Raw genomic sequence first — 25,869 nt, 5'->3', positions numbered from 1 at the left:
CTTAATCCTATCTGTTATCTAATTCCCTTCATCTTTTCCTTAATTCTCTCCCCAATTTGTCAAAATAGCCTTCTTTTTTACCCCACTCCCCCCTTTTTACTCAACTACTTGCCGATTTCAGGATAAAAGTGGCACTTACGGTCCAAAAGTTTATATCCATACCTGCTTATAAAACCATTAGAAAATAAAATTGGCATCTCGTCTAAGTTTCTAATTATTACTTCAATACACTCAATTGTATTCACTTAATTATCTCCTAACATATTATTCTGTAAAATAACTCCTCAGCCTACCCATCTTCAACTCTAATAGGTACAAAGGGCTTACCAATAAAAACAAAAGATAGTGCATCAATAATGTTTTGTCCTTGTTTGGTAGAAATATAACTCCTTATTCTGCAAAAGAATCTTGCACCTTCTTCACTCCTGAAACATCCTGATATCTTTTGTTTTATCTCCATGATCCTTATGTCTCTTTCCACAAGATTATTGTCAAAAGGGATAGAAAGATTATACATAAATGCAATACTTGTCTCTTGTATTTCTTTAATCTATCCAGTAGATTCTTGTTCTTGCTCTGATTTTTCTTCCCCTTCTTCCTGATTCTTTATTGTGATTAGCTGAGTACATCTTCTCTCCTTCTTCTAATATTGTTTCATATCTTTGATCAAAAAACTCTATCACTTTAGGTTCTAATGCTTGTTTATCATTCTCTTTTGCATTATCAGTCTTTTCTTTTATATCAAGCAAACATCTTATCATCTTTTCTGCCCATTCTGCCTTTTCTTCTTCATAAGTCTGATTTATATTGTAGACTGATAATTCCTAAATTTACAAAACAGATTGAAACATATAGAGTTAAAGATTAACTCAAATGAAAATGCTTAACTATTGAGAAACAAGGGTATAACCATTTATAACTAAAGTAGTTGTAACTCTTTGCCTCCTATGTTATAATGGATAAAGGATAACAAAACTATCCAAAAAAACAGGGAGGAGGCAAAGAAATATGCACAGGAGTAAAGAATCAACTTATTATCTTAAAGAGTGTTTAAGTGACAATTTTACCTGGTTTTTTGTTACATTTCAGGAAAAGTTTCACCAAAAGAAACAAATTGCTTTTGAGACAATTATGTTTCTCTCATTAGCACACTTTTTCGACCTGTGAAATAGGTTTTAAAGAAAAATAGAAAAACTTCCGATAAAATACGAATGTGTTGAAATCTTTCCTACGCCCTGTCAAGGCTTGCCTTATGGAGCACTATTATTCCGTAGATTAAAATCTGCGGCTAAATTCCTCGACACCTTCGGTGTCTAAATAGGATAATTAATAAAATCATTATTAAAACCCGAAGGGTTGCAGTATATTAGCCATAGGTTTTAACCTACGGAAGATTAGATTAAAAATCAATTAAGCCCCGCAGGGGCGAAGGAGAAAATACAGTAGTATAAACCTAACCACACAGGTCGAAACCTATTTCACAGGTCGAACTATTTGCAGCTGTGAACTTGCCGATTTTAGGATGAAAACTTCTATGAACTCCAAATTGTTTCCAACTTCAATATGGACTCTACTGACCCTGCTCTCTTTATCTTAGTTGCTCACTCCCATCTCCGCGATAGGCTTGCTCGCTCTATCCTTAGCTCCTTTAATCAGCGTATTCATCTCAAATATCACCTTATCCCTCTGACAAAGGATGAGATCGAACCTTATATCTCCCACCACCTCTCGATCAAAGGCTGCCAAAAATCCCCATTCTCTCCAGCATCTATAGAGGCTATCTTCAAACATACCGCTGGTATCCCTCGTCTCATCGACTCCTTAGCCCTTAAAATTATGACCGCTGGCTTCCACGACAAGACTCAAACCTTAACCCAAGAGCATGTCTTTGCTGCCAATCAGGAAATCTAATGGAGGTGTAATTATGTTGTATGTCGGCGTTAATCTCTCATCAACTTCCTTCCAGGCGGTCATCCTTTCCCACTCCTTTGCTCTCTTAGACAGCAAAAACTTCTACCTTAAAGACTTACCTTCTAATTCCCTCTTCCTTAACTGGATTGATCCCTTTAAACAACATCAATTTGAACCCTCTATCTTCTTCTTTGACCAACTCCAGTTCAATTCCTCTACCTCTGCCCATCACTTCTTCAGCAACATCAATCATCCTGACAAAATCTTATTCATCCCTCACCGAAAAATACCTGATATCCTTTGTGTTATTAAAGATTGGCTTATGACACAGGATATCCCCACCTTCTTTGATCAACCAGAGTATTTCCTCGCTTCCTCCTTCCGTCTCTTTGACTTAAATCAGGATGACCTGCCTCTTCCCTGAAAATAACTCATCTCTATATCCAACCCCAGGATTTGCCAGAAGACCAGCTCTGGCAACTCCTCCCTCCCCTTTGCTTGCCAAAATCCCAAAATAGACCAAAATATTCCTTTAAATATCACCCTCTCAGGATTATTTAATCCTACTTACCCCCTCTCTTAACTGTCTTTTTTAGGCCAATTTATTCCTCAAAATTAAGGGAAAATTATTGACCAAAATTACAATTAATAAAATAAACCGCTAATGATTTTAGCCTCTTCCCGTACTGGATAGGGTATTTTCATCTTCTGAAAAATTTGCTTCATTTACTACTCCACAATTATTACCTCTCTTTACCTCCGCTTGATGCTCAATTACTTCTATACCCTCTAGAGGTATATCTAAAAACCTGTCTTTTCTTTATATCTATTGGCTTTGCATCTTGTATATCTCTTTGACACCCCTTGCATCTCTCTACACCATGTCTAATTATCCTTCGGTGGTTATCTACCATCTTTAATGTTTCTCCCCTATAGTCAGGTTGTTCACCCGAATTTCTTCCCATGAGTTTACGCAAACCTTTAATGACCTTCTTCTTAAATCCATCAAAAGATGGGGGTTTGTGACTATTACGGCTGTCTAAGGAAAGTCTGTTTTGTAAGGCTTTTATATCCTTCTCTAATTTCTCTATCAATGCTCTTGTCTTTCTATCTTTAATTCCATCTCTTTAACTATTTTGCAATCCAAGTACAGTGATTCTTTTGTTTTTGTTTTCTTCGGGTATTTATTTCCCATTCTATTATATTTATCGGCATTTTTGAGAAAAAAATTAAGAAGAAATTTACCATCACTTTAACCAAAGCTGAGTTGTTACTCTGTAATTAATAATGCCCTGCTCTTACTTGAATTAACAATAAGAAAATCCATTATTTCATTAACTGAACTCTTTTGTAAAAATAAATAGGGAATATCCAAATCAGCTAATAATTTCTCGGTTAATGCTCCCATACCTTTATTCTCTTCCGTATCCTTACCTTGATATCCTCTGTATCCGATGATAAAAAAGACTGGTATATCATAAGGTAATAATAATGAGGTGATTGCATTAATGGATGAACCAAATCCCGAATTTTGCATTAAAATTGCAGGTTTTTTCCCTGCTAAATAAGCACCTGCTGATATACCCACTGCTGTATCCTCTCTTAATCCACTAACATATGTAAGTTTACTGGGATTCGCGTAGATATAATTAAAAAAGGAGATGAGTAATGAACAAGGTACTCCTGTATAAAAATCATATCCTTTTTTAATTAATTCGCTTAATAATAGTTCTACCATATGACTATAGCTTTCAGATATTCATGATATGCATTAATTTGAAAAAGTTTTCAAAATTAATTTTATAGCAAAAAGGATTATAATTCTTTATATTTTCAGTTGAAAGTGAAAATGGGATTACTTTATGATTATTCACCAATGCAATATCACCCACTTGTATTCTACACACTCCACCAGGAAATGATCTGAAAGTTAACTCGCCGTTGTTGCTGTATTGCAGAAACCATAAATCGTTTTCTCTAGCCTGTTTTATTATTTGCCCGGAAATTAACATGCAGGCATTATACTTATTCTGTAGCATTAATGCTTCCTCATATGTACATTTCCTACCCAAAAATCGCATAACATTAGCATGTTGCCTTTCAGAGATTTCTTTTAATTTTAATGGAGTATAACTTATTTTTTTGATATTTTCATCCCAATTCAGATTTTCAGTTTGAATTATAAGATTAATACAATGATCCATTCTTAATTTTACAATTAATTTTTTTAACAAATTACAGTAGTGTAATGTTTTCTCTCGGGGTATGTTATTCACATAATTAGCAACGCCATTATCTATTACGATATTGAATGTAATACCTGGTTTATATATTTGTTTTATCTTTTCATCCAGTTTTTTAATTTGATAAATAACGAGCAATTCCCCCAGACCAATAGAATAATTCAATGTATTAAAATTAAGTACATCGAGTGAAGCTTTATATCCGCCGCCTAATGCAAAATAAATTTTTATAGGTTCATTTTTTGACACGTACATCCCAGCCTCACGAACTACCGTCTCTTTCCATTGTACTATTTTATTTGCTAACTGGCAATTAAATTCCCTATGTGTGATAATTTTAAAGAAATCCGAAGGAATATCATCCGATTTTATGCTATTAACAGGATTATTTGATAATATATAATCTATTTTAGTCTTAAGATAATTCTGAAAAACAGGTTCAATCGTATAACTGGATTTGCATATATCATAATCAGCAATATTAAAATAAATACAGTTTTTCATTTTTATAATCCACTTTTTATAACTATTTTAACAGTGAAAAATCATTTTCAAAAAATAGTTTTTTATGTAAGTCCTTATAATATAATTTATAATCATCATTCTGTAAAATTTCATTCTTATCTAATATTATTGTTTTCAAATTTGCACTTATACCTGTCCCCTGATGTATAGCCTGTTTAGACCTCCAAGCATTTTCTTTCCCCAAATGCTCTTCCATCATTTTTCTAAAGAAGTATTTGCCAATATTGTTTTGTATTTTAAATTCAGTTGGAATCCTTAAAGATTCCTTTATAACCTCAATATTCCAAAACGGATGCACAACATTTATATTAGGAAAATAACTGTTATTGTTGAAAAACAAATTACTATATAACTCATTACTCATTCTAGTCTTATATAATACTTGAATTAATTGCTCCTTTAATGCATCATAATCATTAAATTCATGATAAATACCGGCATTAATGAGATCAGCACCAAAACCGGTGGCAAAAAGTATTTTTCGATCTGGATAGAGCTCGCTGATTTTTCTAAATAGACACTGCGGAACTAATGAAATTTCTATGTTCTCATCATTGTTAAACCCTAAAAAAGCAATAATATAAGGGATTTCTCTTAACATCTCTTCTTTGGATAGAAATATTTTGTTAAGGTTTATATTAATATACTTAGCAATCTTTGCTGCATCTTCATATTCATTATCCCACTCTGTACCTACTGTATATGCTGTTACATTCTTATTCAATTTTTTTAAAATATAGGCAATAGTTGCAGAATCCAAACCTCCGGATAAAAGAATTGAAACATTATCATAATTTCGGGTTAGTATTTCTGTAGTTTCAATTAATATATTTAATAATTTTTGATTAACAGCTTCTATGGTATATAGATTATTAACTTTAATTTGAATTAACACATCTTCTAATTTTGTTTTGGTTAATGTTATTGTTCCGTTTTGATTGTTAATTGTTATCACTTCGGAATGTTCAAGCAATTGTATATGCTTAAAATAACTTCCATTCTCATAAATTTTATTATAATCATATTCTAAAGACAGTCCGGATTTCAATAAAATTTCTTTTGCCAAAAGTAAATTATTAAATATTATAAATAAATTAGCATTTTTATCATAAATATAATAAAGATCTCTAGTATTCATTTCATTATTACTCAATAATAAAACATTCCCATCGATCCTTAGTCCATATTGATTTTTTTCTTTGCTCATGATTTGCATTGTATCAAAATTAATATATAAATCATTTTTTTTAATTTGAGATACTAATGCCTCATTAAAAACAGTAATGTAATAGCCATTTTTTTTACACATCCAGTTTTTAAATCTTTGAATTGTTAGTTTTCTGGTTGAAACGATAAATGAATTGTTAAATAATTCTTGAATCATACAAATTACCCTTTTATATTTTTGGTATTGTCAAAAATTTTTATTCAAATTTCTTTTAAGTCTCTATTTTTCACATAGTTATGAAAATTTGGTTTACCTCTCCCACTTTCTGTGGGAAAATGGGGAAAATTGTAACACTTTAGCCATTTGAAGAAACAGATGTACTTCAATGCAAAAATTCCAAATTTCAAGCACCAAATCTCAAATAAATTCCAAGTTCCAATTTCCCTCCGTGTCCTAATACAATTAACAACGAGAAACAGGTGGTATTTTATAAGTCACTAACTCTAAAAGAGTCCATCTATGGTCAGTCTTCCCCACAGCCATCAGTGGGGTCCTTTGAATCCATTTTTTAGCACCTTTATTATCTTTAACCCAACTTCATACTTTCAAAAAATAAGTCTTGTATTATCAATAGGTTACAGAATAGAGAAATTGAGTTTTGACACTATAGTTTGTATGCTCACAAAATCAATTTAATAGTTTTACCCAGTTGATAAGATAAATTTAAAGCCTCGTAGATTTCTTTGTGAGATAATTCAGATACTGAAGACTTCCTTATCTGAATTAACTTACCATCTTTTCTCTTCATCGTTGTAGGTATCCTTACATGGGTAGACAATAACTGACGAATAGTTGCCCCATTATAATGTGTGCCCTGTTGACGTAATTTAAAACGAATAGTGTGTCCAATATGATAAGCAAGAACCGTAATAAAAAGATGCCCATCTACTCTATCTTCTCTCTGGTGATTGACAGGTCTTAACCCCAATTCAGATTTCATACATCTAAAAGCATCCTCTACATCGGTAAGCATTGTCCAAATATTCCACATCTCTTGCTCATTGAAACCATTTATGTTGGTTCGTATACAATACACACCCTCATTACCTTCTCTTTCCTTTTCATACCAGCTAATGGCAACAATCTTCTTCATCTTACTATCTGTCTCAATACTAATCTCATAATAATGGGCTACCTGCTTGAACTTCTCTTTCAACCGTCCTATTCTTTCAATAACCTTTTCATATTTCTTGGTGCCATTCCTTTTACAAAGACCTGCCTGGATATTCTTTAATCCTTCTTCAAACCGTTGCCTGAATAAATCCTTTATCCCCCCTCTTTCTTCTCTTTAGCGGTAGAATGACAATCAAGGAGTGCTTGCATATTTTTGTAATTCTTTAATCATTGCATTAACAAATTGGACTCTTTCTTCTCTACTATATTTATAAACATTTTCTTTAAAGCAAGCGCAGTAAGCACAAAAAGATTCGCAAAATGGTATATGTATATATAAAAGAAAAGGAGCTTTGGGTTTATCAGTTTCTAAAAATTGAAAAAAAACGGAATCTTCTTCTTTTTGATCTTGAAACTTACATATCTTTGGATAAAACCAGGTTAAATTAACTCTTTTATTCACTTCAAAAAATTGTTCTAAGTCCATTATTGCCTCCTAATTAATTATTTGTTTTGCTAAATCGATAAGGGATTGTCTATCAATTTTACCAGTAGATGATTTAGGGATTTCTTCAGCATTTAAAAAATGAAATTTTGCTGGAATCATGTATTTAGGTAGTTTATTTGTTAGATAATTGATTAATTCTGATTCAAGAATGGCATCAGTTGATTGACTTACAATAAAAGCAATAATTTTGGAATTAAATAATTCATCATCAATATGATATACAAATGAATCTATTATTTTGTTATATGACAACAAAACTTTCTCAATTTCTTTTAAATATATTAGTTGTCCAGCAATTTTAATCATATCATCTTTTCTACCTTTAAAAATATAATTGCCCTCACTATCAATAGTTACATAATCACCTGTCTTGTAAAATCTGCCCTTCTTCTCTAAAATCTTATTTACTATTACTGATTCTGTTTTTTGAATATCATTACAATAACCTGCAAATAGTTGAACACCTCCAATATACAACTCTCCAACTTCTCCAGGCATGATTTCATTTCCAACATCATTAAGAGCAAATACTTCTACATTTGGTAATGGTTTTCCTATAGGCATAAAGTCTTCATTAATTATTATCAATTTCATCAAAAATATATAAAGTTGTGGTATGAGTGGCCTCTGTAGGCCCATATCCATGTATAAATCTAATATTTGGTAGTTTTTTCTTGATTTCCTTTATTACTTTCACTGGACATGACTCAGCTCCATACCAAATAGTTTTTAAATGGGTTAAGTCAAATGATTCCAACTTACTGTATCTGCTAGTGAGTAATTTAAGAATTGAGGACACTAAAAGAGTATCAGTAATCCTTTGATCTTGCATAGTTGCTAAGAGACTATTTGGTAAAACAAAATTATCCATTAAAATAAGAGTTCCACCAGCATATAATGTGCAAAAAATATCAACAACTGAAGCATCAAAATGTAATGGAGAAACATTTAAATATCGTGTCTCACTATTATAAGAAACTAATTCTATTATAGATAAAATAAAAGCTACTACACTTTCATTTTTTATCATTACTCCTTTCGGATGTCCCGTTGAACCAGAAGTGTAAATTATATAGGCAATCTCCGCATTGTAGTTTTTATTATCGAAATAATCTTTTTTGTCCTTGTTATACCAATAAATTAAATTTGGATTATTATTTAATTCTGGTTGTGTATCATTCTTGAAATCATCAATAATAATAAATTTCATATTACTATATATTTGATTTCTTAACTTTTTAACTCCATTGCTATTAGTAATGATAAAGGATGAATTACAGTTCTTAATAATATAGTTCAAACGCTCAAGCGGAATTTGATAATCTATTGGTATATAAGTAGCCCCAGACTTTAATATGCCGAAAATACTGATAATATATTCTATTGATTTTTCAAGATAAATAACTATATTTGGGGATACTCCAGTTTTATTCTCACATATGATATTACTTAAATTAGATGCATAAATAAATAACTCTTTATAGCTAATAAATTTATTCTTATGGATAATAGCTATTTCATTAGACTCTTTTCTGATATTAATTATTTCATCCAACCTATTCATAATTTATTCCCTCAGTATAATAGCATCTGCTCCCCAGAAAATCATGATTTTTTTTGCAGAGCCTTTATTTTTTTAAGAATCTTTATGCCAGATAATGTGGTTGAAAAATAAAATGGTAATATTGGCTTCCCAAAATGAAAAATCGTCTCCAAGTTATAGAGATTTTTTGATGTCTCGTTTGTAATACAGCAATCGACTTTCCCTTCGGCACATAGTATTGCTGCCTTTGAATTTGATGAGGTTTCTATGATTCTATTTGGTAGGTGGGTAACTAGAAATTTTGGTGACGGGTGAGATGCGATTATCCATTCTGGTGGTATAATATCAACCTTTTTTCTAGCAGATAGCTGTATATTATCTAATCGCATGTAATGGTGATGTAGAAAAAAGTAACAATCAGGATTTCCAAAAAATAGTTTGTTTAATTTATCATAAACGGCACACGTTACAAAAATAGGAAGTCTATGGACATCAACTACTTCTTTTGCCTTTAATACAGCTATTTCTAGTGTTTCTACAAAATGAAAAACTGATTTATTAAAAACATTTATTTTTTTTGCCCATTCATTAGCTGCCATATTTATATGTGTTCCATTAGGACCTAAAACAAAAAATATTATTTCTTCAACGTCACAGTGCCTTAATAATACTTCTACTTCATCTTGTTGAAGATAAAAATCAACTAATTTTTTAAACATGTTCATATCATATCCTCCTTATTAGATTTTTGCAGTTACCTTATAAACTGATTTCCAGAGTTATGATATGGTAATTTATATCAAGTGATTGAACAAGATCTATACCATAAATTAACACATTCATTCTTTTTTTTTGGGATTTGTTTTTATATATATAATCCTTAGTATTTCTAACAAGATCCACATCATTAATATGGCCGCCATTTCGTATATTGTCAAGGTAAAACTTTGTTGGTTCAATATTTAGTAAATTACTATAAAGTTCATGAAATACATCATAATTAGTATTTGGATGAATAATTTTATCTATATTTTCCATCATAATATCAATTTTTTTCATAGACCTTTGTAAAAATGAAACACCACTGGTGATAATATTCATCTGTAAATTAATTACACTTAAACTCTTAGCCGAACCTTCCATTTTGCTATAACTACTTACCCCATTATTATATGAACACCAGTTTGTTATGTTAATCCTACCTGGTTTGTTTTCAATCAATACTAGTGATAGCCCGTCACCCATTACCGTAAAACCAACATACCTACCTTTGATATCTGGACATTTTCTTGCTGTTAAAACGAGCATATATTCTTTAGCACTTTTATTTAATAATTTCTCAGATATTCCCATCGCAATTAGTGTTGAGGCACAGTCTTGAAATATAGGCAAAATAACCGCATTTTCAAGATTAAATTTCTTTTGTATATAATGTATCGTAGAGATATTATCATCCATTAAAACACGATTTCCGCAGACTAAATACTTTATCTCTGATGGTTTTATGTCTGTATTTTGAAAAAGCTTATCTACCATATCAGATGCTATGTTAGCCAAATTATCTTTTGAATCTAAAACAGCAATCCTGTCCAGTCCACTTTGTTTTCTAAATTGTTGAACAAACTCGTCATAGTTATTAACAGAATCAATTGAAATGTTTTTATTCATCGATAATATTTCATCAACAGAAACAGTTTTTTCTGGGATATAATAATCCATATATTTTACACTGGTATTTAGTTTCATTTTATCTTCCTATACTTCCTATTTGGTTCCAATTATAATTAATATATTGACCTTATATGTATTTATACCTTCATCAATCATTGTTTTTATTTTTTTTAGATGATAATCTTTAAAGACTTCTATATCTTGAAGTGATAAATCTGCTAAAAAACTCCTGCATGCTGTACCCCATATAATTTTCCACCATTCTGCCGGATTTTTTATTGTATATTGCAATTGTTTTTCTATTATTTTGACATTTTCGAATTTCGCCATATTCAAACTATCTAAACATCTACGATTTTGAATAGAAAATGACGGTGGAAATTCTTTGAAAAAACCCATTTTCCCTAAATCTTTAACAAACAACATACCGTATGGCATAAATGATTCCTCTGCAAAGTTAAGTAATACAATTTTCCCATCTTCAGTTAATTTATCGAATACACTTTTGAAGAATTGAACCATGTCCTTAGCAAAGTATGTCCCAAACGAACAAGTAATAAGATCATATTTACCATATAGCAATTCTAAAAACGTCATATCATGCTGCTTAAACTCAACATTAGATAAATTGCCCCTTTTAAATTCTGCTTTTTCAAGCATAGAACGAGAAATATCAATTCCAGTTATACTACCGTAGGGTATAATTTTTGCCATTTCAATGGCAGTATGACCTGTACCTGTTGCTACATCTAAAATATTTTTAACACCCGTCAGGTCAAGTTCCTTAACCATTAGTTTGGAGCTGTCTAAAAAGAAGCGCAATTCATCTGAATCGTAGAATTCAGATAATTCATCAAAGCCGCCCTTAACATCAAAATTATTTTTTAATTCTCTTTTAACTTCCATCATTTTTTGTAACCGTTCAGCCACTGTATAGATGGATTAATTATGCTAATTCCACTACATCTTGTGTTTCATGAAGGTTAAATCCATCGGTTTTTTAACTATTTTTAGTCAATTTTTGGACCATTGTTAAGAGTAAGTAAACACTTAACCTTTAGGTTACATTATAGTTATGTACTTTCCCATACTACCTGAACAGTTACATTTTTTTAATATCTTTCGTTTGTCGAAATTAGACGTAACATCGAAAGATATTTTATATGGATGCCCCGAGATGTCGTACCCTTTAGAATTGGCTTGCATTCCGTTCATTAAAACGCCTTAAGCACTCATTGAAGATATCTTTAGTGTTGACATTTCTATTTAAATAAAAGGTGTAATCAAAGGGAATTGTACAATGGATAGAATTATTTACTTCTTTCCATATAAATTTACATTTTTCTACAGCCTCATCTGATGTCATTGTTGAATGTTTCCACTTATATCCTGAACCTTCAAGTGAATATTTTACAGCTTCATGTGCTATTGGACATCGAAGATCATAAAACCACAAAAATAATCGATAATATTGTAACCTAGCTTGTTTTATGAACCTAATTGTATCCTCAATACTTTTATTAGTTTCTCCAGGAAATCCGATAATAAAAGCACCGTAAGTCGGAATTTCATACTTATGTAAAAATGAAATCCCATCAAGATATTTTTCTACAGTTGCACCTTTATTCATGTTTTTTAACACATCATTATTACCTGACTCAAGCCCTAAAAAAACGCCAATACATCCAGTTTCTTTCATTAAGCTAACTGTCTCATTATCAAGATGCTGACATCTAATATAGGCAACCCATTCAAAATTATAACCTTTGATAGCAAGCTCATTTAATATGGTATAAAAATGTTGCTTTGGTATATTAAAGGTGTCGTCTAAAAAATGAATGTATTTAATACCAGCCTTTTCAATATTTTTAAACTCTTGTTGTATAACCTCAATTGATTTTGATTTATACTTATCTGCTATAAGAGGGAAATCACAAAACTTGCACTTAAACAAACAAGATATCGATGTGCGTAAAAAAGCATAGTTTGTGTTATTTGATAATATCCAGTTGCTAATAGAGGTATCAATATCATTTGTTTTATATGAATTAATTATAAAACCACTTTCAGTTTTATATGCAATGTTTAATACCTTCTGAATATCAGGTTTAGAGTATTGCTCATAATTTAGAATATCGATTAATGATTGCTCTCCTATCTCGTTAAATACAAAGTAGTCAGCATTTAATAACGATAACTCTTTTTGCAATATTTCTTTTTTTTGCAGTTTAAATAATTTAACAATAAATATGCCCCCAACTATTATTTTAGATGTAGGTGCATTTCTCTTTATCAAATCTATTAAATTAAGAATATATGCTCTATCTAATGTGAATGTAGTTGATATTCCAATTACTCTATATTTTGTACTTTTTAAAAAGCTAACTAATTTTTCATGATGTTTTAATGAACAATTAATTACATCATATGAAAAGCCTTCCTTCTCAAGAATTGATGAAAGATGTAGTCCTGCTGGATTAATTGAGTTATTTAACAAATCTTCTATGGTATCAGATAGAGTGATTTGTTGAAAGTCTTCCCTTAAAGCGTTAAAAAACGAATCTTCAAATGCTGCACTTGGTAAGAATTGTTTTGTCGTATTATCCATGTGTTCAATACCATTATCTTGATTTTTTTTAGCTAGCAAATTGGCAACAAAGGTATCACCAATTAAAAGAACATCCTTTTGCAAACATGTCATTTCTTATCTCCTTAACGATAATTCGAAGATATTAAATATTATAAAAGTATTCTCATTTTTCTGACTATAAATTTTATTTTTTTAGCAACTCAAATACTTCATCAAAATTAGAATTGTACGCGTTATACATTATCCCTTCAATTTCTTCAAGAGGTGGAAGTATTTCTGTATCTCTTAAAAACTTTACTAAATTTCTATAACTGTATAACAATGAATCATTAGAAAGTTTTAATCGAGATTGATTTCTAGAATATATTTCCAGATACTTTGATAAATATCTTCTATCCTGATCAAACATTTCACCATACAATTCTTTGCAAATATCAATAACAATTGGAATTTTAAACTCTCTTGATATCACAAATGTCTCTCCATCATCAAATTCTATAATTGGATTAATTCTAAATATCTTTTTCCCTGGAATACCTATATTTACACGAGGATATGCAGAAAATGAAGCTAAAAACACACAATCAGATTTATACTTTTGAATCTGATTCTTTTTTACATCAAACCACTTTGAACCATCAGATTTCATCATATGTGAAAGTAAGGTATAATGAGCATCCCATTTGGTCCACCCAAATGCGAAGAGGGTATTATCTTCATACAGTTGCTCTAATAGATATTTATGGAATGCTTTCATTTTTGTACTAAAACACATCATACATCCCCAATCCATATTAAAAATGCGATCTTCATAAAGTTCTTGTTGCACAGGAATGATTTTGCATTCAAGTAAATTAGCCCAGTATGCTTTAAAATCATCCATCACTTTTTTCTGCTTAATAAGTAATGCTTTTTGATTTTCATCAAGTGATGTATTAAATAACTTTTCTGGCATTTGTTCCCAGTGTGGAACTGGAGCAGTCCACATCTCTAATTCAATGTCTGGGCGTTCATGTTTTTTGTATTCCAATAAAAAATGAGTCATAACTACTGTATCTTTTCCACCAGACATCCCTATAATTATTTTTTTAGTTTCCTTTGGTATAATATCTAGTTCAATAACACTTTCTTTAAATTTTTCATATCCTTCTTTAAACATAAATATACTCCTTAGTTTTTTATTGTTATAAATTATTTATTCAATTGCATATCATTTCTTTTAGGACTATAAAACTCGATACATTGATATGGCACATCAACTATACTGGCAGAATGTTCTTGTTCACTTAAAATAACTTGAATATCTCCACTTTTCATTGTGAAATCTTTATCTTCAATAGTCAAAATCATCTTTCCTTTTAAAACATAAACAATCTGCTCATATCCATGAGAATGTTTTGCCACATTCATTTTTTCATGCATCGTATACCTTGCAACACTCATATTGTTCCCGCTTACTGTATCAATAACAGCTTTTTCACCTATTAATTTATTCTTACCTCTTATCCAATTTGAACTTAGAGTTTCTAAATTTTCATCCATATTTAGATTTTCCTCCTTTTGCAAATATGTCATTTCTTTTACCTTCTTTCTGAATTAAAAGAATTGATGAACCAGAATCTGTCCCATCTGAGAATCCGCGTAGAGCCAAACTTTCTTTCCTAATTATACCTATTGTGACCGTTGGAGTCTAAAAATAAAAGATATGATAGTTCACACAATACAGCTCCTGATTTGTTAATATGTCACTTAAATCATCAAAAACTATATTTAACCCCAGCAAAAATCCGATTATTGTTTCTGTATGGATAAATGAACCCTTTTTTATCAGAGGCCATATAAAATATGGTTCCTATAGAAATTTGAATATCATCCGAATAAGCATATACTGTTTCCAATTCAAAAATATCACCATTATTGTTAGATAAGTGTGTCCAAAATAAATTGTGATGTAAACAATTATTAAACATATTATATGTAGCTGTAATCAACCATTCTCTTGATAATTCATCATCTTGTAAATTTTTTTTATATGCTTCAATTAGGGTGTGGTTAATTTCTAAAGTTAATCTTAAATCGGTTATTCCAGTAAAATCAATGCCTATCATGCCCTGGATTATATTCTTATGGCTAAATTCAGTCATGTCTTTATGCATTAATATACTTTTAATTTTTCTGGCAATATCAAATTTATATAACCACTGCCCTAACACATAATTACCGGCTATTCCATATACCTGAATACGATTGAGATTGAGGGTAACATTTTCATCATCAAAATATAAGTATGGATTTTTGTCAAATACATCAGCGTAAATTAAGCTAACATCTCCGCTATGCAAAGCTTTTCGTAACCGAAATCCCCACTGAGTGTTATCCAGAGTACTTGGGGGAAGTTTTTCTCTGATAATTATATCTTCTTCACTTCTAAGTCTGATATAGGGATCATAGTCTGACCCGCTGGCACCATATTTGTTGGCTCTTACTTCATGAATAACTGCCAGATTTATTTCCCCAGTGTTTGCCAGATAAGTAAGTTTAGTAGCCAAAGCAGGAATATATCTGTCTGTTATATCCTCCTGACCTAATTCCCGATTGTCCTGGGGATTAATAACATTGGTATTCTGATAGATATCAGATTCTCCCCAGGCAATTATCTGACGACCGGATTTTAACCACATATAATCTGTGATACTTGCTTCTATAAAACTTTCCCCAACATCTATTTCTCTTTCATGTGCTTCTAATAATTGGCTGGAAAATTTTTCTCGGCCTTTGAGCAGATAATAGCTATCATAAAAAAATCTTCCATTTAATTTTAATTTAATCTGATTTAAGATTTTAGCATCCAAAGTAATATCTAAGATTGATTTAATTTTAGATATTTCAGGCTGTTGTCGCACAAAATTAAAGTTTGAGTCTGAAGAATTATAACTATAAGCGATTTCCTGCTTATAAAAACCACTTAAGGCAACCCCCCCTGACGAATTAAAAAAATAAGTATCTTCTTGCAAAAAATCAGAGAAAAAATCATTACTATCTTGAGCAAAAACTATAGTACTTATCAACATACCCACCCAGCCAAAAATGAGGGGCACGTAATTTTTATTCATTTAAACCTCTTTCCATATGCTGTAAGGTAAAAATATTATCATTCATTTCCTGATTGTAGGAAATCTTGTCTATGATAAAGATTGATTCATGTTCTTTGCGGTTATTTTTGGTGGTAATCATTTTCATTTTTTTAGTTGTCCATATATCCTGTATTTTTTCTATATCTGAAGCTTTGAGATATTTAACCCTATTACCTTGCTTAACCCATATCTTTCTTTGTACCATAATAAAGTTGTCTTTTCTTACCCATGTCAGAGTTTTAATATACCCTGTCTCATTTATCACTTTTTCTTTTATATTATCTTTAGGTACTGATTCAATAACCCAGCAGGCATAACCATCCACTTCATCTGTGCTTTCTTTTATACTATGTTGCCAATTTCTGATGTCTAAACCATTTATATCTGCATAGCTAAAATCACTTCCCATATAGGCATCTTTCTTATTACTGGAAGCAATCCGCTTAGCTTTATGTAAAGCTGGCAAGTATATCCAGATATCATCTTCTTTTTTCAGATCATCCCAATTAAATCCTAAAAACGCTGTGTTTTTAACATCTGCTGGTGTGAGAAAAAAGGCTAAAGATTTTGAATCTTTTCCATAGTCTTTTCTAAAAGCTTTTAATTTTCTAATTTTTTTATTACCTGCCCTATTGATCAGCACCATAGTTAAATCCATAATAGCAGTATCACCATCTTCAAGATTATCCATTTTATACATTATATAATCAGCATCTATGTCATCATCGCTATCCTGACTGACAGCCATTATTCCTGGGCATATAAAAATAAAAACTAAAATTATAGTAAATATAAATAGCTGTCTACGATGATATAATTTGTACATTTTTAAACTCCCTTATACCGACTTCATATTGTCAAAGCTAATTATAAAGTGTTACCTATGTCTCCGGTTTATACAAATACATGACACAATGACTCACTTGGGAGACCTGAGTATTTTACCGATATCTGCTCAGAATGACAGTTATTCAACATCTACCCCCACGCATCCACGTTGAGCCCTTTTACCTATACCTAATAGAATTGCCGGTAATAATATCAGGGTAGCAAACAAAGCCACTAAAACTATCAGGGCGGAGAATACTCCCATATGAACATTAGGCACAAAAGCAGATAGCGCTAAAATACTAAAGCTTAAGAATAAAATCAGGGATGTAAAAATTATAGCTTGTCCTGATTCCCGGATAGATGCCTGAATGGCCACTTCTATACTATCTCCCTGACGTCGAGAGTTAAGATAATGTGTCATAAAATGAATGGAATCATCCACTGTGATTCCAAAAATAATAGCAGCAATAATCATATTGGGTAGATCTAAATTTATTCCACTGATTCCCATAATCCCTCCAGCAAAAACAATAGGAAATAAACTGGGCAACAGAACTAATATTCCGTATTTAATTGAACGGAAAATCACTAAGAAACAGAGAGTAATTAAAATTACAGCTAAAGAGAATGATTTCAGTAAGCCGGTTAGAACATATTTATCCCGACCACTATCTAAAACAGTTGTTCCGGTGACAACTCCATTTAAATTTTTGAAATCCTTTTGCAATATATCTCGGATTGCTTTAATTTCCTTATTTGTCTTAAATGAAGTCAGCATTTTCATGTTGACGGAAATCCGCATATATCGATTATCAAAAGTTTTTAAATCAGATAAATCTTCATTTGGCCCGGAACTGGTATAGAGCAACAAATACTGCGCAATTAATTCTGAGCTTAAGGGAATTTTATAGTAGGCAGGATCATTATTATGCATAGTCTGATTCATCTTACAAAGATAATTAAGATAGGAATTGACTTTACCCATGTGGATTTTTTGTTCCAGATAATTTTGAAACTCTAAGGCATGGTTTAAATAGTCAGGATCTTTTAAGCCATTTCCCTTGCCACTGTCCAACATAATCTCTAACCTACTACCGGCTTTATAGATTTTATCAGCATAATCCAAGTCCATCCGAATTTTATCCTGTGGTTTAAAGTAACTCTCTATACCTGTATCTAATGAAATAGTAGTCGTCATTAACAGAGAAGCCAGAATAAATATTAAAGCTACTACTATAATACTTTTATGGTTTTTAACATTGAAAGCAAGTAACTTAGCAGTTAAACGGGTAACAATACTATTTTCCACTATTCTGAGTGCTCCTGTATCCTTTCCAGGTATTAAACTTAAAAGTGCTGGCATTATTGTCACAGATAAAATAAAGGCCATAGTAATACCTATCATTGCCAGTATCCCAAATTCTCTGATAGCTGCTATATGACTGCTGACACTAATAGCCATAAAACCAAAAACCGTGGTTAACGAGGTATAAAAACAGGGTATAAATAAATGTTTAAGCGATTCTACTGCTGCTGCCTTTGATTCTAATCCCTGAGCACGAAATTTATAAAACTTTGTAATAATATGAATCGCATCACCAATACCCACTGCTATAATTAGTAAATTCAAGGATATGGTTAGAGGATTTAACCCCCAGCCTGAAAGGCCTAATATGCCAAAAGTAGTAATAATCGCACCAGCAACTACGATTAAGGGCATGAAAAGTCCGGTTATGGTTCGGAAAAAAAGCAAGAGTAAAATGATCAGCATTAAAAACATTAAAGGATGAATTTTATTAGAGTCATGCATGCTTAGGGTAAAAAGAGCTTCTGAAACAGCTGGATTTCCGAAATAGTGAAAAATCCAGCCTTTTTGTTGGTATTTTTGATCTGCAATAAATTTTTTTAGATCATGTACCAGTCGTACATAATTGCTATTATCTTCGCTTATTTTAACTAACCGACCTAAAATCAAAGTATGACGAAAATCTTTAGCAATGATCCTATCATGAATTATGGTTTCTTTTTGCATAATTTGCAACATTTCCTCTATTTGAAATGAAGATAAATCTTCTAATTCTTCCGGCACAATTCTGTCCACCTGCAAGACATCTTCATCTGCATGAATATACTGATAGTTACTAATTGACACTACCTTATCAATATCTTTATGATCTTCCAGAAAAGTACTGATTTCAGAAATAACCTTTAATGTTTCTGCATTAAATATATTTTTATCCTGCTTTTTGCCTTCTAAGCCAACTACAATATAATCATCTGCACCAAAACGTTCTTTGAACACTCTATAATTAACCAGATCCGGATCATTAGTCACAAACCATAGTTCATCGGAATTATTAAAAAAAAGTCCTTTCATAGGTAGAAATAAGGTGCCTACTAAAATTATAGTACCTAAAATTACGAATATACGATGTTTAACTACAAAATTAGCCCAAGATTCAATAATTTTTTTCATATATAGTGTCTCCTTATAAGTGTCTGATAAGAATTTACTTTGTTCATTCTGGAAAAAAATGCATTTTTCTTGACATCTCTATTAAAATAGTGTATCATTTATAGAAGAGGGCACAAGACAAAGAAGGCATTCTCCCGAAAATTAATTTTTGGGGATTGCTCTATCAGACTTGTGCGGAGTCTAAATTTTCTTTGTCCTGCCCTCTATTTTTTTATTTTCTTAAAGGATTACTAATAAAACTTTAAGTAGCAACCATTTTATTTGTCTTACGATATGAAGTCGGTGAACCTCCATTCTTCTTTTTAAACATTCTCGTAAAAGAACTCCAGTGTGAATAGCCAAGTTCGTAAGTTATCTGGTCTATAGTTAAGTTGGTATTTTTTAGTAGGTGTTTTGCATATTCCATTTTTATTTCTATTCGTAGTTGCGTAAAACTTTTACCATTATTTTCCCTAAATATTCTACTCAGGTGTTTTGGACTTAATCCTATCTCATGGGCGACCTCGTATAATTTATATTTACCATTATTTGTCTTAAGCAATCTTTTACTCTATCAATCCGATTCTCTAAATCTAATGGATATTCTCTAAAATTATAAGTGTTATCTCTCCTTAATTTTAATAGACTTTTTATCCTTGTTTTCAGGTTTTTTATATCATTTGGCTTATCAAAAATTAAAATAACTCCTATCTTATTATTTATTTCTTTTATTTCTTGAAGTACCTCAAGTCCGTCTATATCAAGTAATTTTATATCCCCTCTGGCTACATCTATTGCACTTTTTCTTACTACATCAATTGCCTCTTTTCCTTCCCCTCCATCCACTACTGGATATTCCTCACCTAAACCAGTTGTTAGACTCTCTAAGAAAGTCTTGTCATCATCTACTATTAGTATATTTTTAGAAATTGCAGGTTTCATATTTGCTTTCTCATTTTAAGGATAATAAATCCTAAATTAAAAAATCTGTTTATCCGTGTCCTTAAATCTGTCCAATTCTGTATTCTAACTTATTTAAATATACATTGTAATCATCTATATGTCAAGTTAAAAATTGTAGCATTTTTCTGTTTTTTTTTTTAGCATTTTTCTACATTTTTAGGTAACTGCTCACCATCAAGTGGCAATCTGCACCTTACAGCTTCAACAGCCACATAATATCTAAAGAACCGTTTTTTATGGCGAAGGGCCACATGGACAACAAACTGTACTTGCCTTTCCAATCATTTCTGCCAAGGATGGCAGCCTGTATTCTCCAGAAAGTCTATCGTACAGATAGTTACGAAAATTCACTCCAAGCTTTCGACATGTATCCTTAATTGAGAAAAATGTCTCCCAACTCCGTGTCCCTTCCTCACTTCTAGTGCACTGTCACATAAGTTTTTAATAGTCTGCTTCCTGTGCGACTATCTGTTCTTGCTTCAGTGGTAGCCGCAACCTTATGGTTTTTGCAAAATTAACTTCCACTTTTCTGGAATACCATAAAATAAATTAAAAATCAAACATCAAAATGTAAAATTACAAATCAAAAATCAAAATATTCTCCAGCTACTTTGTTAATTTACAAGTATTTTTGCATTTTGCATTGTAATTTTGATATTTGCATTTTGATATTTACATTAAAGTTCTTCTTGCTATCGCTCTCCCCAAAAGAGGAACCTATTTATGAAAAAGCAATTAGGTTGCGAAATGATCGCAGGCTGAAACCTGCGGCTACCAATCTATCAGAAATTTCTGTGACAGAGCACTAGTCTCAGGATAATATTAGATGGTTTTATATCTCGATGATACACCTCTCTTTGATGGGCATAATCCAAAACCTCAGCAACTTCTGTTATCAGTGCCGATACAAAGTGACTATATGAATCTCCAAATTTTGATAGATTGAACTCCTCTTTTTTATCTAAAGGGACAAAAGAGATAAAAATCTCTGTAAAGAGAGAGTTTATTTCTTCTATGGTAGGATTTTTCTTCTTTTGCAATGACAGGGCACTGATGAGTTTATCGAGTGACACACCAGGGATATATTCCATAGCAATATAATGGGTGTTTTCTTGTTCACTAACCTCTTGAAGCTGAAATAAGTGCCTCCTGGAGAATATCTACTGACTGTAGCCATTGCCGAAGTTTAGGATTAAGCCGTAATCGTACAATACGAAGTATCCTCTCCTGGTATCGAATTAAGAGAGCATTTAGTGCCTCTCTGTTACCTGATTTGGCTTTCATAATGAGGTCTTGTGTTCTATCGTGAATATTGTGCATAACTTCCCTTTATAAATTTTTTTAGATTATGTCCGATTTATGATTATAAATCCGTTTTAATATATAGAGAGACCCAAATAAGTTTTTTAAAAAAATCCATTTACGGTAGGACGATGGATAGTTGGATTAGGTTTGGAGATTTGACCATTAGTGTCTGAGTGGATAAAGAAGCAGGTAAAGGCAACTATGGTGTATATAGATGAGAAGTGGCTAAAGATACAAGGGAAATGGTATTATTGGTTTGTAGTATTAGAGGCGAGGGCAGGGTTACCAATACTGACATCACTTTTGGAGTCGAGAGGGAAATGGGCATGTTGGTGGATAGGGTATCAACTAAAGATGTTGGGACAAATACCCAGCGTATTTATTACGGATGGGATGGCGGGATACGTATATATCAGAGAAGCGTTAGGGAAATGTATAAAGCATTTGTTATGTCATTTTCATCATCAGGAAGCTATGAGTCGGTGGGTAAAAAAACAATTTGATAATGGTGGTGAAGAGGAAAAGGAAGTAATCAAAGAGCGGAAGAAGGAACTAAAGAAGGTATTGCAAACTAATGATAAACGGACAGCAAAGAGGAGATTGGGAAGACTGAAGGAGAATGGAAAGGAATTAGGTATTCAAGGCTGGATAGAGAACACAGAGAAGATATTGCCAAATCTTCTGCCTGCTATAGGGAGTAAGAAGTTTCCAAAGACAAACAATGTCATAGAGCGGTTTTTTAGGGATTTCAACCAATTCTACAAGAAAAGATGTGGGTTTTTTTCAGTAGGGAGTGCCAGGAGAGGACTTTTGTGTTTTCTGGTAATGTATCTGTTTTTGCAACAACCAGGTAGCGGGAAGGCTCCACTGGAGATAATTATGCCAGAAGTTAAAGATATGCCCTTTTATCGACTGGTTAATGACCCTTTGGGTTGTCTTTTGGGACTTCAAAATGTCAAGAGAAACAAAAAGATGGCAAAAAATGAGGTAAAGCAATACCTGGGACCGTAGATATAGCTTTAAGTCCTACGCAACGCTCTCACTGACGCATTACACACAGGTCGAAATTTTTGTTGACACAGGGTAAAATTTTTGGTAAAATATCCCCAACAAAATCCGTTAGATAAAAAAATTATCTAACGAGGCAAAAGAGAAGGTAACATCCAAAATGTTCAAAAAGCAATTTTCTATCAGTCAAGGAAGGTATAATTAAAGATGGGAACAAATTTAAAAGTTATATTTTTTGATATAGATGATACACTTTATTCCACGACGGAATTCACTCGTTTAGCTCGAATGAGTGCGATTAGAGCTATGGTAGATGCAGGTTTAAGAGTAGATGAGTTTAAGGCATTTGAAGAATTAGAGAAGGTGACTAAAGATTTTGGGGCTAACTATGAACGGCACTACGATGAACTTATTGCTCGTTTAAATATAAAATTAGATGTGAATAAATCTATTATTATTGCCACAGGTATAGTTGCCTATCATGACGCTAAGGTAAGAGAATTAAAACCTTTTCCGGATGTAGAATGGGCATTAGATGTGTTATCAAAGTGCGAGGAAATAAAATTAGGGATTATTTCTAATGGTATCACCTTGAAGCAGATAGAGAAGATTATTCGGCTTGGATTATTGAAATATTTTGATAAAAAGGCGATGTTTTTTGTCGAAGAAATGGGTATTCGTAAACCCGACCCATTACTTTTTAGCCGCGCCTGTGAAATGCTTGAAATTGCACCGCAAGAAGCAATGTATGTTGGTGACCATCCGACAAATGACATTGACCCGGCAAATGAAGCTGGATTAATTACTGTTTTTTACCAGCGAGGTGGCAAATATGCCTTTAATGAAGGAAATACCAAACCTCATGCGGTTATTCGTGATATGATGCAATTAGTTTCCCTTTTAAGAGAAAAATATGAAATTACACTCAAGTAATAGTAAGCGTTCAGCCATCAGAGAGCAAAGGGACTGATTTTTGCATACTGATGACTGCTCATTGTTTTCAGGAGGTAAAAAAATGGCCGTCAATGCTTATATTTTAATTGAAGCAGAAGGTGGAAAAGTGGGAAATGCCTGTCTTACCATCAGAAATATTACTGGGGTTAAAAGTGCTAATGCCGTGACCGGGGTTTATGATATTATTGCCTTATTAGAAGCAGAAAACTTAGAAAAATTAGGTGAGATGGTTGTATCCAAGATTCAAACCGTAAATGGTATCCGAAGAACTCAAACGGCAATTATTGTTCCACTTGAAAAATAAGGTAATCAGTAAGCAAGTAACCGGTAATTAGTAAGAATCAAGAGTGTCGTGTTGATTAATAACCGATTATCTGCCCCTCTTTTATTCTATAGCCATTGACAAATTCAATCCCTGATAACCTTTTTTTATTAGCAGGCTGAATTTGTTTTATCAAGAGGCAACCTTTACCTGTTCCAATTACAGGTCCTTTATCTTTAAGAATCTTTAATACCTGACCAGGTAACCCTTCTTCATTTATTATTGCGGTTTCCCAAACCTTTAATAATTGATTTTTATAGTAGATATGTGTTCCAGGGAATGGATTTAGACCTCTGATAAGATTATAAATCTCCAGATTAGTTTTTTTCCAATTAATCAAGCCATCTTCTTTGTTTAATTTTGGAGCGTAACTTACCTGAGAAGTATCTTGTTTTATCCGCGGTGCTTTTTCTTCCTTAATTAGTTTAATCGCCTTTAATAAGAGTTCGGCGCCAGTAGAAGCTATCTTTTGTGATAATGTTCCGGCGGTGTCAAGAAATGAGATTTCTACTTCTTGTTGTAAGATAATATCTCCTGCGTCTAATTCTTCACTTATCCACATAACGGTAACACCTGTTTTAGTTTCTCCTTGAATTATTGCCCGTTGAATTGGTGCTGAACCACGATATTTTGGTAATAAAGAGGCATGCAAATTTATACTTCCGAGTTTAGGTATGTGCAAAAATTCGGGTGATAGAATTTTGCCAAAGGCAACGACTATAACTAAATCAGGTTCAAGTCGTTTAACGAGCTCCAATCCTTCTTTATTTTTTAATGAGGTTGGTTGCCAGACTTTAAGATTTAACTTTTGGGCTAATTCTTTCACTTTTGGTGGAGTGATTTTATAACTTCTGCCAGTAGGTTTATCAGGTTGGGTAATGACGCCAATTAATTCATATTCACTTCTGGCTATTTTTTCTAATGAAGGAAGGGCAAAGTCAGGTGTGCCCATAAAAAGGATTCGCATAATGAGAGCTCCTTTATTTGTAATTATTTACTCAGGTAGTAGGTTCAACAAGCAAGGAACAAGAAGCACTGCCACTTATTTTCTACCTTGCCCCTTGACAGGCTGTTGACATAAAATCTACCTTTTTTTCTTATCGGTTTTGACTTTAATTTTTAACATAAGAAGTCCGACAACTTAAAAACTGGATTTTATGAACTGGACTTTCGTAAATTTTATGCTACTATTGAGGCTATCTAAAGTTCTCTTTATCCTTATCAATCTGTTTATTTTGCTCAAAGATGGCAAAATTAGGCTCAAAAGTCTGGGTGGTGTCTGAAAATAACTCTAATAGTGAAATCTATGCAGATTTGGTGTCCAAAAGGGATTTCCTCCAAAGAGCAAAATGCAAAACTCGTTTATAGTTTATAGTGTATAGTGTATAGTTTATAGTTTATGGTTTATAGTTTATAGTCTATAGTCCTTCAACTATCTACTATCAACTATAAACTATCAACTATCTTTGCCAAAGTTCAGTAAAATTATCTCTTTCCTTTCAGCGTTAAAATACTTGAAGCAAAGATATTACCAAATTCCTCCAACTCTTTGAGAAACCCTGCTA

General features: G+C 32.1%; 30 protein-coding genes. 5 read left to right on the top strand and 25 right to left on the bottom strand.

The genetic code is table 11. The annotated features are described in order from the left end of the window. Positions 1–104 precede the first annotated feature (104 nt). Genes AB1422_04305 through AB1422_04295 form a run of 3 tightly spaced genes read right to left on the bottom strand, consistent with a single transcriptional unit; the run spans position 105 to position 761 of the window. Complete coding sequence (locus tag AB1422_04305) at positions 105–245, bottom strand: hypothetical protein (GenBank protein ID MEW6618558.1); 141 nt, start codon at positions 243–245, stop codon at positions 105–107. Between the two features lie 44 nt (positions 246–289). After that, a complete protein-coding gene (locus AB1422_04300) occupies positions 290–526 on the bottom strand; it encodes a transposase (GenBank protein ID MEW6618557.1) in 237 nt (78 codons plus the stop codon). 19 nt (positions 527–545) lie between these two features. Further along, complete coding sequence (locus AB1422_04295) at positions 546–761, bottom strand: hypothetical protein (GenBank protein ID MEW6618556.1); 216 nt, start codon at positions 759–761, stop codon at positions 546–548. An 802-nt stretch (positions 762–1,563) separates the two neighbouring features. Between AB1422_04295 and AB1422_04290 the strand changes: the two genes are divergently transcribed. Together AB1422_04290 and AB1422_04285 are read left to right on the top strand one after the other, a co-directional pair. After that, complete coding sequence (locus AB1422_04290; protein MEW6618555.1) at positions 1,564–1,911, top strand: hypothetical protein; 348 nt, start codon at positions 1,564–1,566, stop codon at positions 1,909–1,911. A gap of 13 nt (positions 1,912–1,924) precedes the next feature. Next, positions 1,925–2,335, top strand: a complete 411-nt coding sequence (locus AB1422_04285; protein ID MEW6618554.1) for a hypothetical protein — start codon at positions 1,925–1,927, stop codon at positions 2,333–2,335. A gap of 346 nt (positions 2,336–2,681) precedes the next feature. On the opposite strand, the gene AB1422_04280 is transcribed toward AB1422_04285, so the two are convergent. The 21 genes from AB1422_04280 to AB1422_04180 all read right to left on the bottom strand — a co-directional run bounded on the left by AB1422_04280 (position 2,682) and on the right by AB1422_04180 (position 22,035). Further along, a complete protein-coding gene (locus AB1422_04280; protein ID MEW6618553.1) occupies positions 2,682–3,005 on the bottom strand; it encodes a DUF6444 domain-containing protein in 324 nt (107 codons plus the stop codon). A gap of 176 nt (positions 3,006–3,181) precedes the next feature. Further along, positions 3,182–3,649, bottom strand: coding sequence for a thiamine pyrophosphate-binding protein (locus tag AB1422_04275; protein ID MEW6618552.1), 468 nt, complete (start codon positions 3,647–3,649; stop codon positions 3,182–3,184). A 13-nt stretch (positions 3,650–3,662) separates the two neighbouring features. After that, on the bottom strand, positions 3,663–4,658 hold the full coding sequence (locus tag AB1422_04270; GenBank protein MEW6618551.1) for an L-tyrosine/L-tryptophan isonitrile synthase family protein: 996 nt from the start codon (positions 4,656–4,658) through the stop codon (positions 3,663–3,665). 22 nt (positions 4,659–4,680) lie between these two features. After that, complete coding sequence (locus AB1422_04265) at positions 4,681–6,063, bottom strand: asparagine synthase-related protein (protein MEW6618550.1); 1,383 nt, start codon at positions 6,061–6,063, stop codon at positions 4,681–4,683. 463 nt (positions 6,064–6,526) lie between these two features. Next, positions 6,527–7,063: a hypothetical protein gene (locus AB1422_04260; GenBank protein ID MEW6618549.1), complete on the bottom strand. Its 537-nt coding sequence runs from the start codon at positions 7,061–7,063 to the stop codon at positions 6,527–6,529. 150 nt (positions 7,064–7,213) lie between these two features. After that, complete coding sequence (locus AB1422_04255) at positions 7,214–7,507, bottom strand: hypothetical protein (GenBank protein MEW6618548.1); 294 nt, start codon at positions 7,505–7,507, stop codon at positions 7,214–7,216. A 9-nt stretch (positions 7,508–7,516) separates the two neighbouring features. Then, positions 7,517–8,122: a hypothetical protein gene (locus tag AB1422_04250; protein ID MEW6618547.1), complete on the bottom strand. Its 606-nt coding sequence runs from the start codon at positions 8,120–8,122 to the stop codon at positions 7,517–7,519. Then, positions 8,103–9,092 (bottom strand): AMP-binding protein, encoded by a 990-nt coding sequence (locus AB1422_04245; protein ID MEW6618546.1) that lies wholly within the window; start codon positions 9,090–9,092, stop codon positions 8,103–8,105. The genes AB1422_04250 and AB1422_04245 overlap by 20 nt, the downstream gene beginning before the upstream one ends. Before the next feature lie 41 nt (positions 9,093–9,133). Beyond that, entirely contained in the window at positions 9,134–9,796 is a 663-nt protein-coding gene (locus AB1422_04240) for a hypothetical protein (GenBank protein MEW6618545.1), read from the bottom strand. Positions 9,797–9,830: 34 nt separating this feature from the next. Further along, the gene (locus AB1422_04235; protein ID MEW6618544.1) at positions 9,831–10,817 is read right to left on the bottom strand and encodes a hypothetical protein; all 987 of its coding nucleotides are present in this window, start codon (positions 10,815–10,817) and stop codon (positions 9,831–9,833) included. An 18-nt stretch (positions 10,818–10,835) separates the two neighbouring features. Continuing rightward, positions 10,836–11,672, bottom strand: coding sequence for a class I SAM-dependent methyltransferase (locus tag AB1422_04230; protein MEW6618543.1), 837 nt, complete (start codon positions 11,670–11,672; stop codon positions 10,836–10,838). 259 nt (positions 11,673–11,931) lie between these two features. After that, a complete protein-coding gene (locus AB1422_04225) occupies positions 11,932–13,443 on the bottom strand; it encodes a radical SAM protein (GenBank protein MEW6618542.1) in 1,512 nt (503 codons plus the stop codon). 73 nt (positions 13,444–13,516) lie between these two features. Next, positions 13,517–14,491 carry a hypothetical protein gene (locus AB1422_04220; GenBank protein ID MEW6618541.1) on the bottom strand — a complete coding sequence of 325 codons (975 nt, stop codon included), beginning with the start codon at positions 14,489–14,491 and terminating at the stop codon, positions 13,517–13,519. A gap of 32 nt (positions 14,492–14,523) precedes the next feature. Continuing rightward, positions 14,524–14,874, bottom strand: coding sequence for a cupin domain-containing protein (locus AB1422_04215; protein MEW6618540.1), 351 nt, complete (start codon positions 14,872–14,874; stop codon positions 14,524–14,526). A gap of 215 nt (positions 14,875–15,089) precedes the next feature. Further along, a complete protein-coding gene (locus AB1422_04210; GenBank protein ID MEW6618539.1) occupies positions 15,090–16,445 on the bottom strand; it encodes a DUF1302 family protein in 1,356 nt (451 codons plus the stop codon). Further along, the gene (locus AB1422_04205) at positions 16,438–17,214 is read right to left on the bottom strand and encodes an outer membrane lipoprotein-sorting protein (GenBank protein ID MEW6618538.1); all 777 of its coding nucleotides are present in this window, start codon (positions 17,212–17,214) and stop codon (positions 16,438–16,440) included. Before AB1422_04205 ends, AB1422_04210 begins: the two co-directional genes overlap by 8 nt. Before the next feature lie 219 nt (positions 17,215–17,433). After that, the gene (locus AB1422_04200) at positions 17,434–19,773 is read right to left on the bottom strand and encodes an MMPL family transporter (GenBank protein MEW6618537.1); all 2,340 of its coding nucleotides are present in this window, start codon (positions 19,771–19,773) and stop codon (positions 17,434–17,436) included. A gap of 241 nt (positions 19,774–20,014) precedes the next feature. Then, positions 20,015–20,314 (bottom strand): AraC family transcriptional regulator, encoded by a 300-nt coding sequence (locus tag AB1422_04195; GenBank protein ID MEW6618536.1) that lies wholly within the window; start codon positions 20,312–20,314, stop codon positions 20,015–20,017. Beyond that, a complete protein-coding gene (locus AB1422_04190) occupies positions 20,260–20,694 on the bottom strand; it encodes a response regulator (GenBank protein ID MEW6618535.1) in 435 nt (144 codons plus the stop codon). Before AB1422_04190 ends, AB1422_04195 begins: the two co-directional genes overlap by 55 nt. Before the next feature lie 803 nt (positions 20,695–21,497). Continuing rightward, entirely contained in the window at positions 21,498–21,812 is a 315-nt protein-coding gene (locus AB1422_04185; protein MEW6618534.1) for a hypothetical protein, read from the bottom strand. Between the two features lie 22 nt (positions 21,813–21,834). Next, the gene (locus AB1422_04180; protein MEW6618533.1) at positions 21,835–22,035 is read right to left on the bottom strand and encodes a helix-turn-helix domain-containing protein; all 201 of its coding nucleotides are present in this window, start codon (positions 22,033–22,035) and stop codon (positions 21,835–21,837) included. A gap of 150 nt (positions 22,036–22,185) precedes the next feature. On the opposite strand from AB1422_04180, the gene AB1422_04175 reads away from it, so the two are divergent. From AB1422_04175 to AB1422_04165, 3 genes are all read left to right on the top strand, one after another. Continuing rightward, positions 22,186–23,031, top strand: a complete 846-nt coding sequence (locus AB1422_04175) for a hypothetical protein (protein ID MEW6618532.1) — start codon at positions 22,186–22,188, stop codon at positions 23,029–23,031. Between the two features lie 204 nt (positions 23,032–23,235). After that, a complete protein-coding gene (locus tag AB1422_04170; protein MEW6618531.1) occupies positions 23,236–23,961 on the top strand; it encodes a TIGR02253 family HAD-type hydrolase in 726 nt (241 codons plus the stop codon). Positions 23,962–24,043: 82 nt separating this feature from the next. Continuing rightward, entirely contained in the window at positions 24,044–24,286 is a 243-nt protein-coding gene (locus AB1422_04165; GenBank protein ID MEW6618530.1) for an Lrp/AsnC ligand binding domain-containing protein, read from the top strand. Positions 24,287–24,341: 55 nt separating this feature from the next. Here the strand turns inward: AB1422_04165 and fmt are convergent, their stop codons facing one another. Next, entirely contained in the window at positions 24,342–25,271 is a 930-nt protein-coding gene (gene fmt, locus AB1422_04160) for a methionyl-tRNA formyltransferase (protein MEW6618529.1), read from the bottom strand. Positions 25,272–25,869: the final 598 nt, after the last annotated feature.

Source organism: bacterium, assembly GCA_040757115.1.
Taxonomy (GTDB): domain Bacteria; phylum UBA9089; class CG2-30-40-21; order CG2-30-40-21; family SBAY01; genus JBFLXS01.
This window is presented reverse-complemented; position numbering and strand designations above follow the sequence as displayed.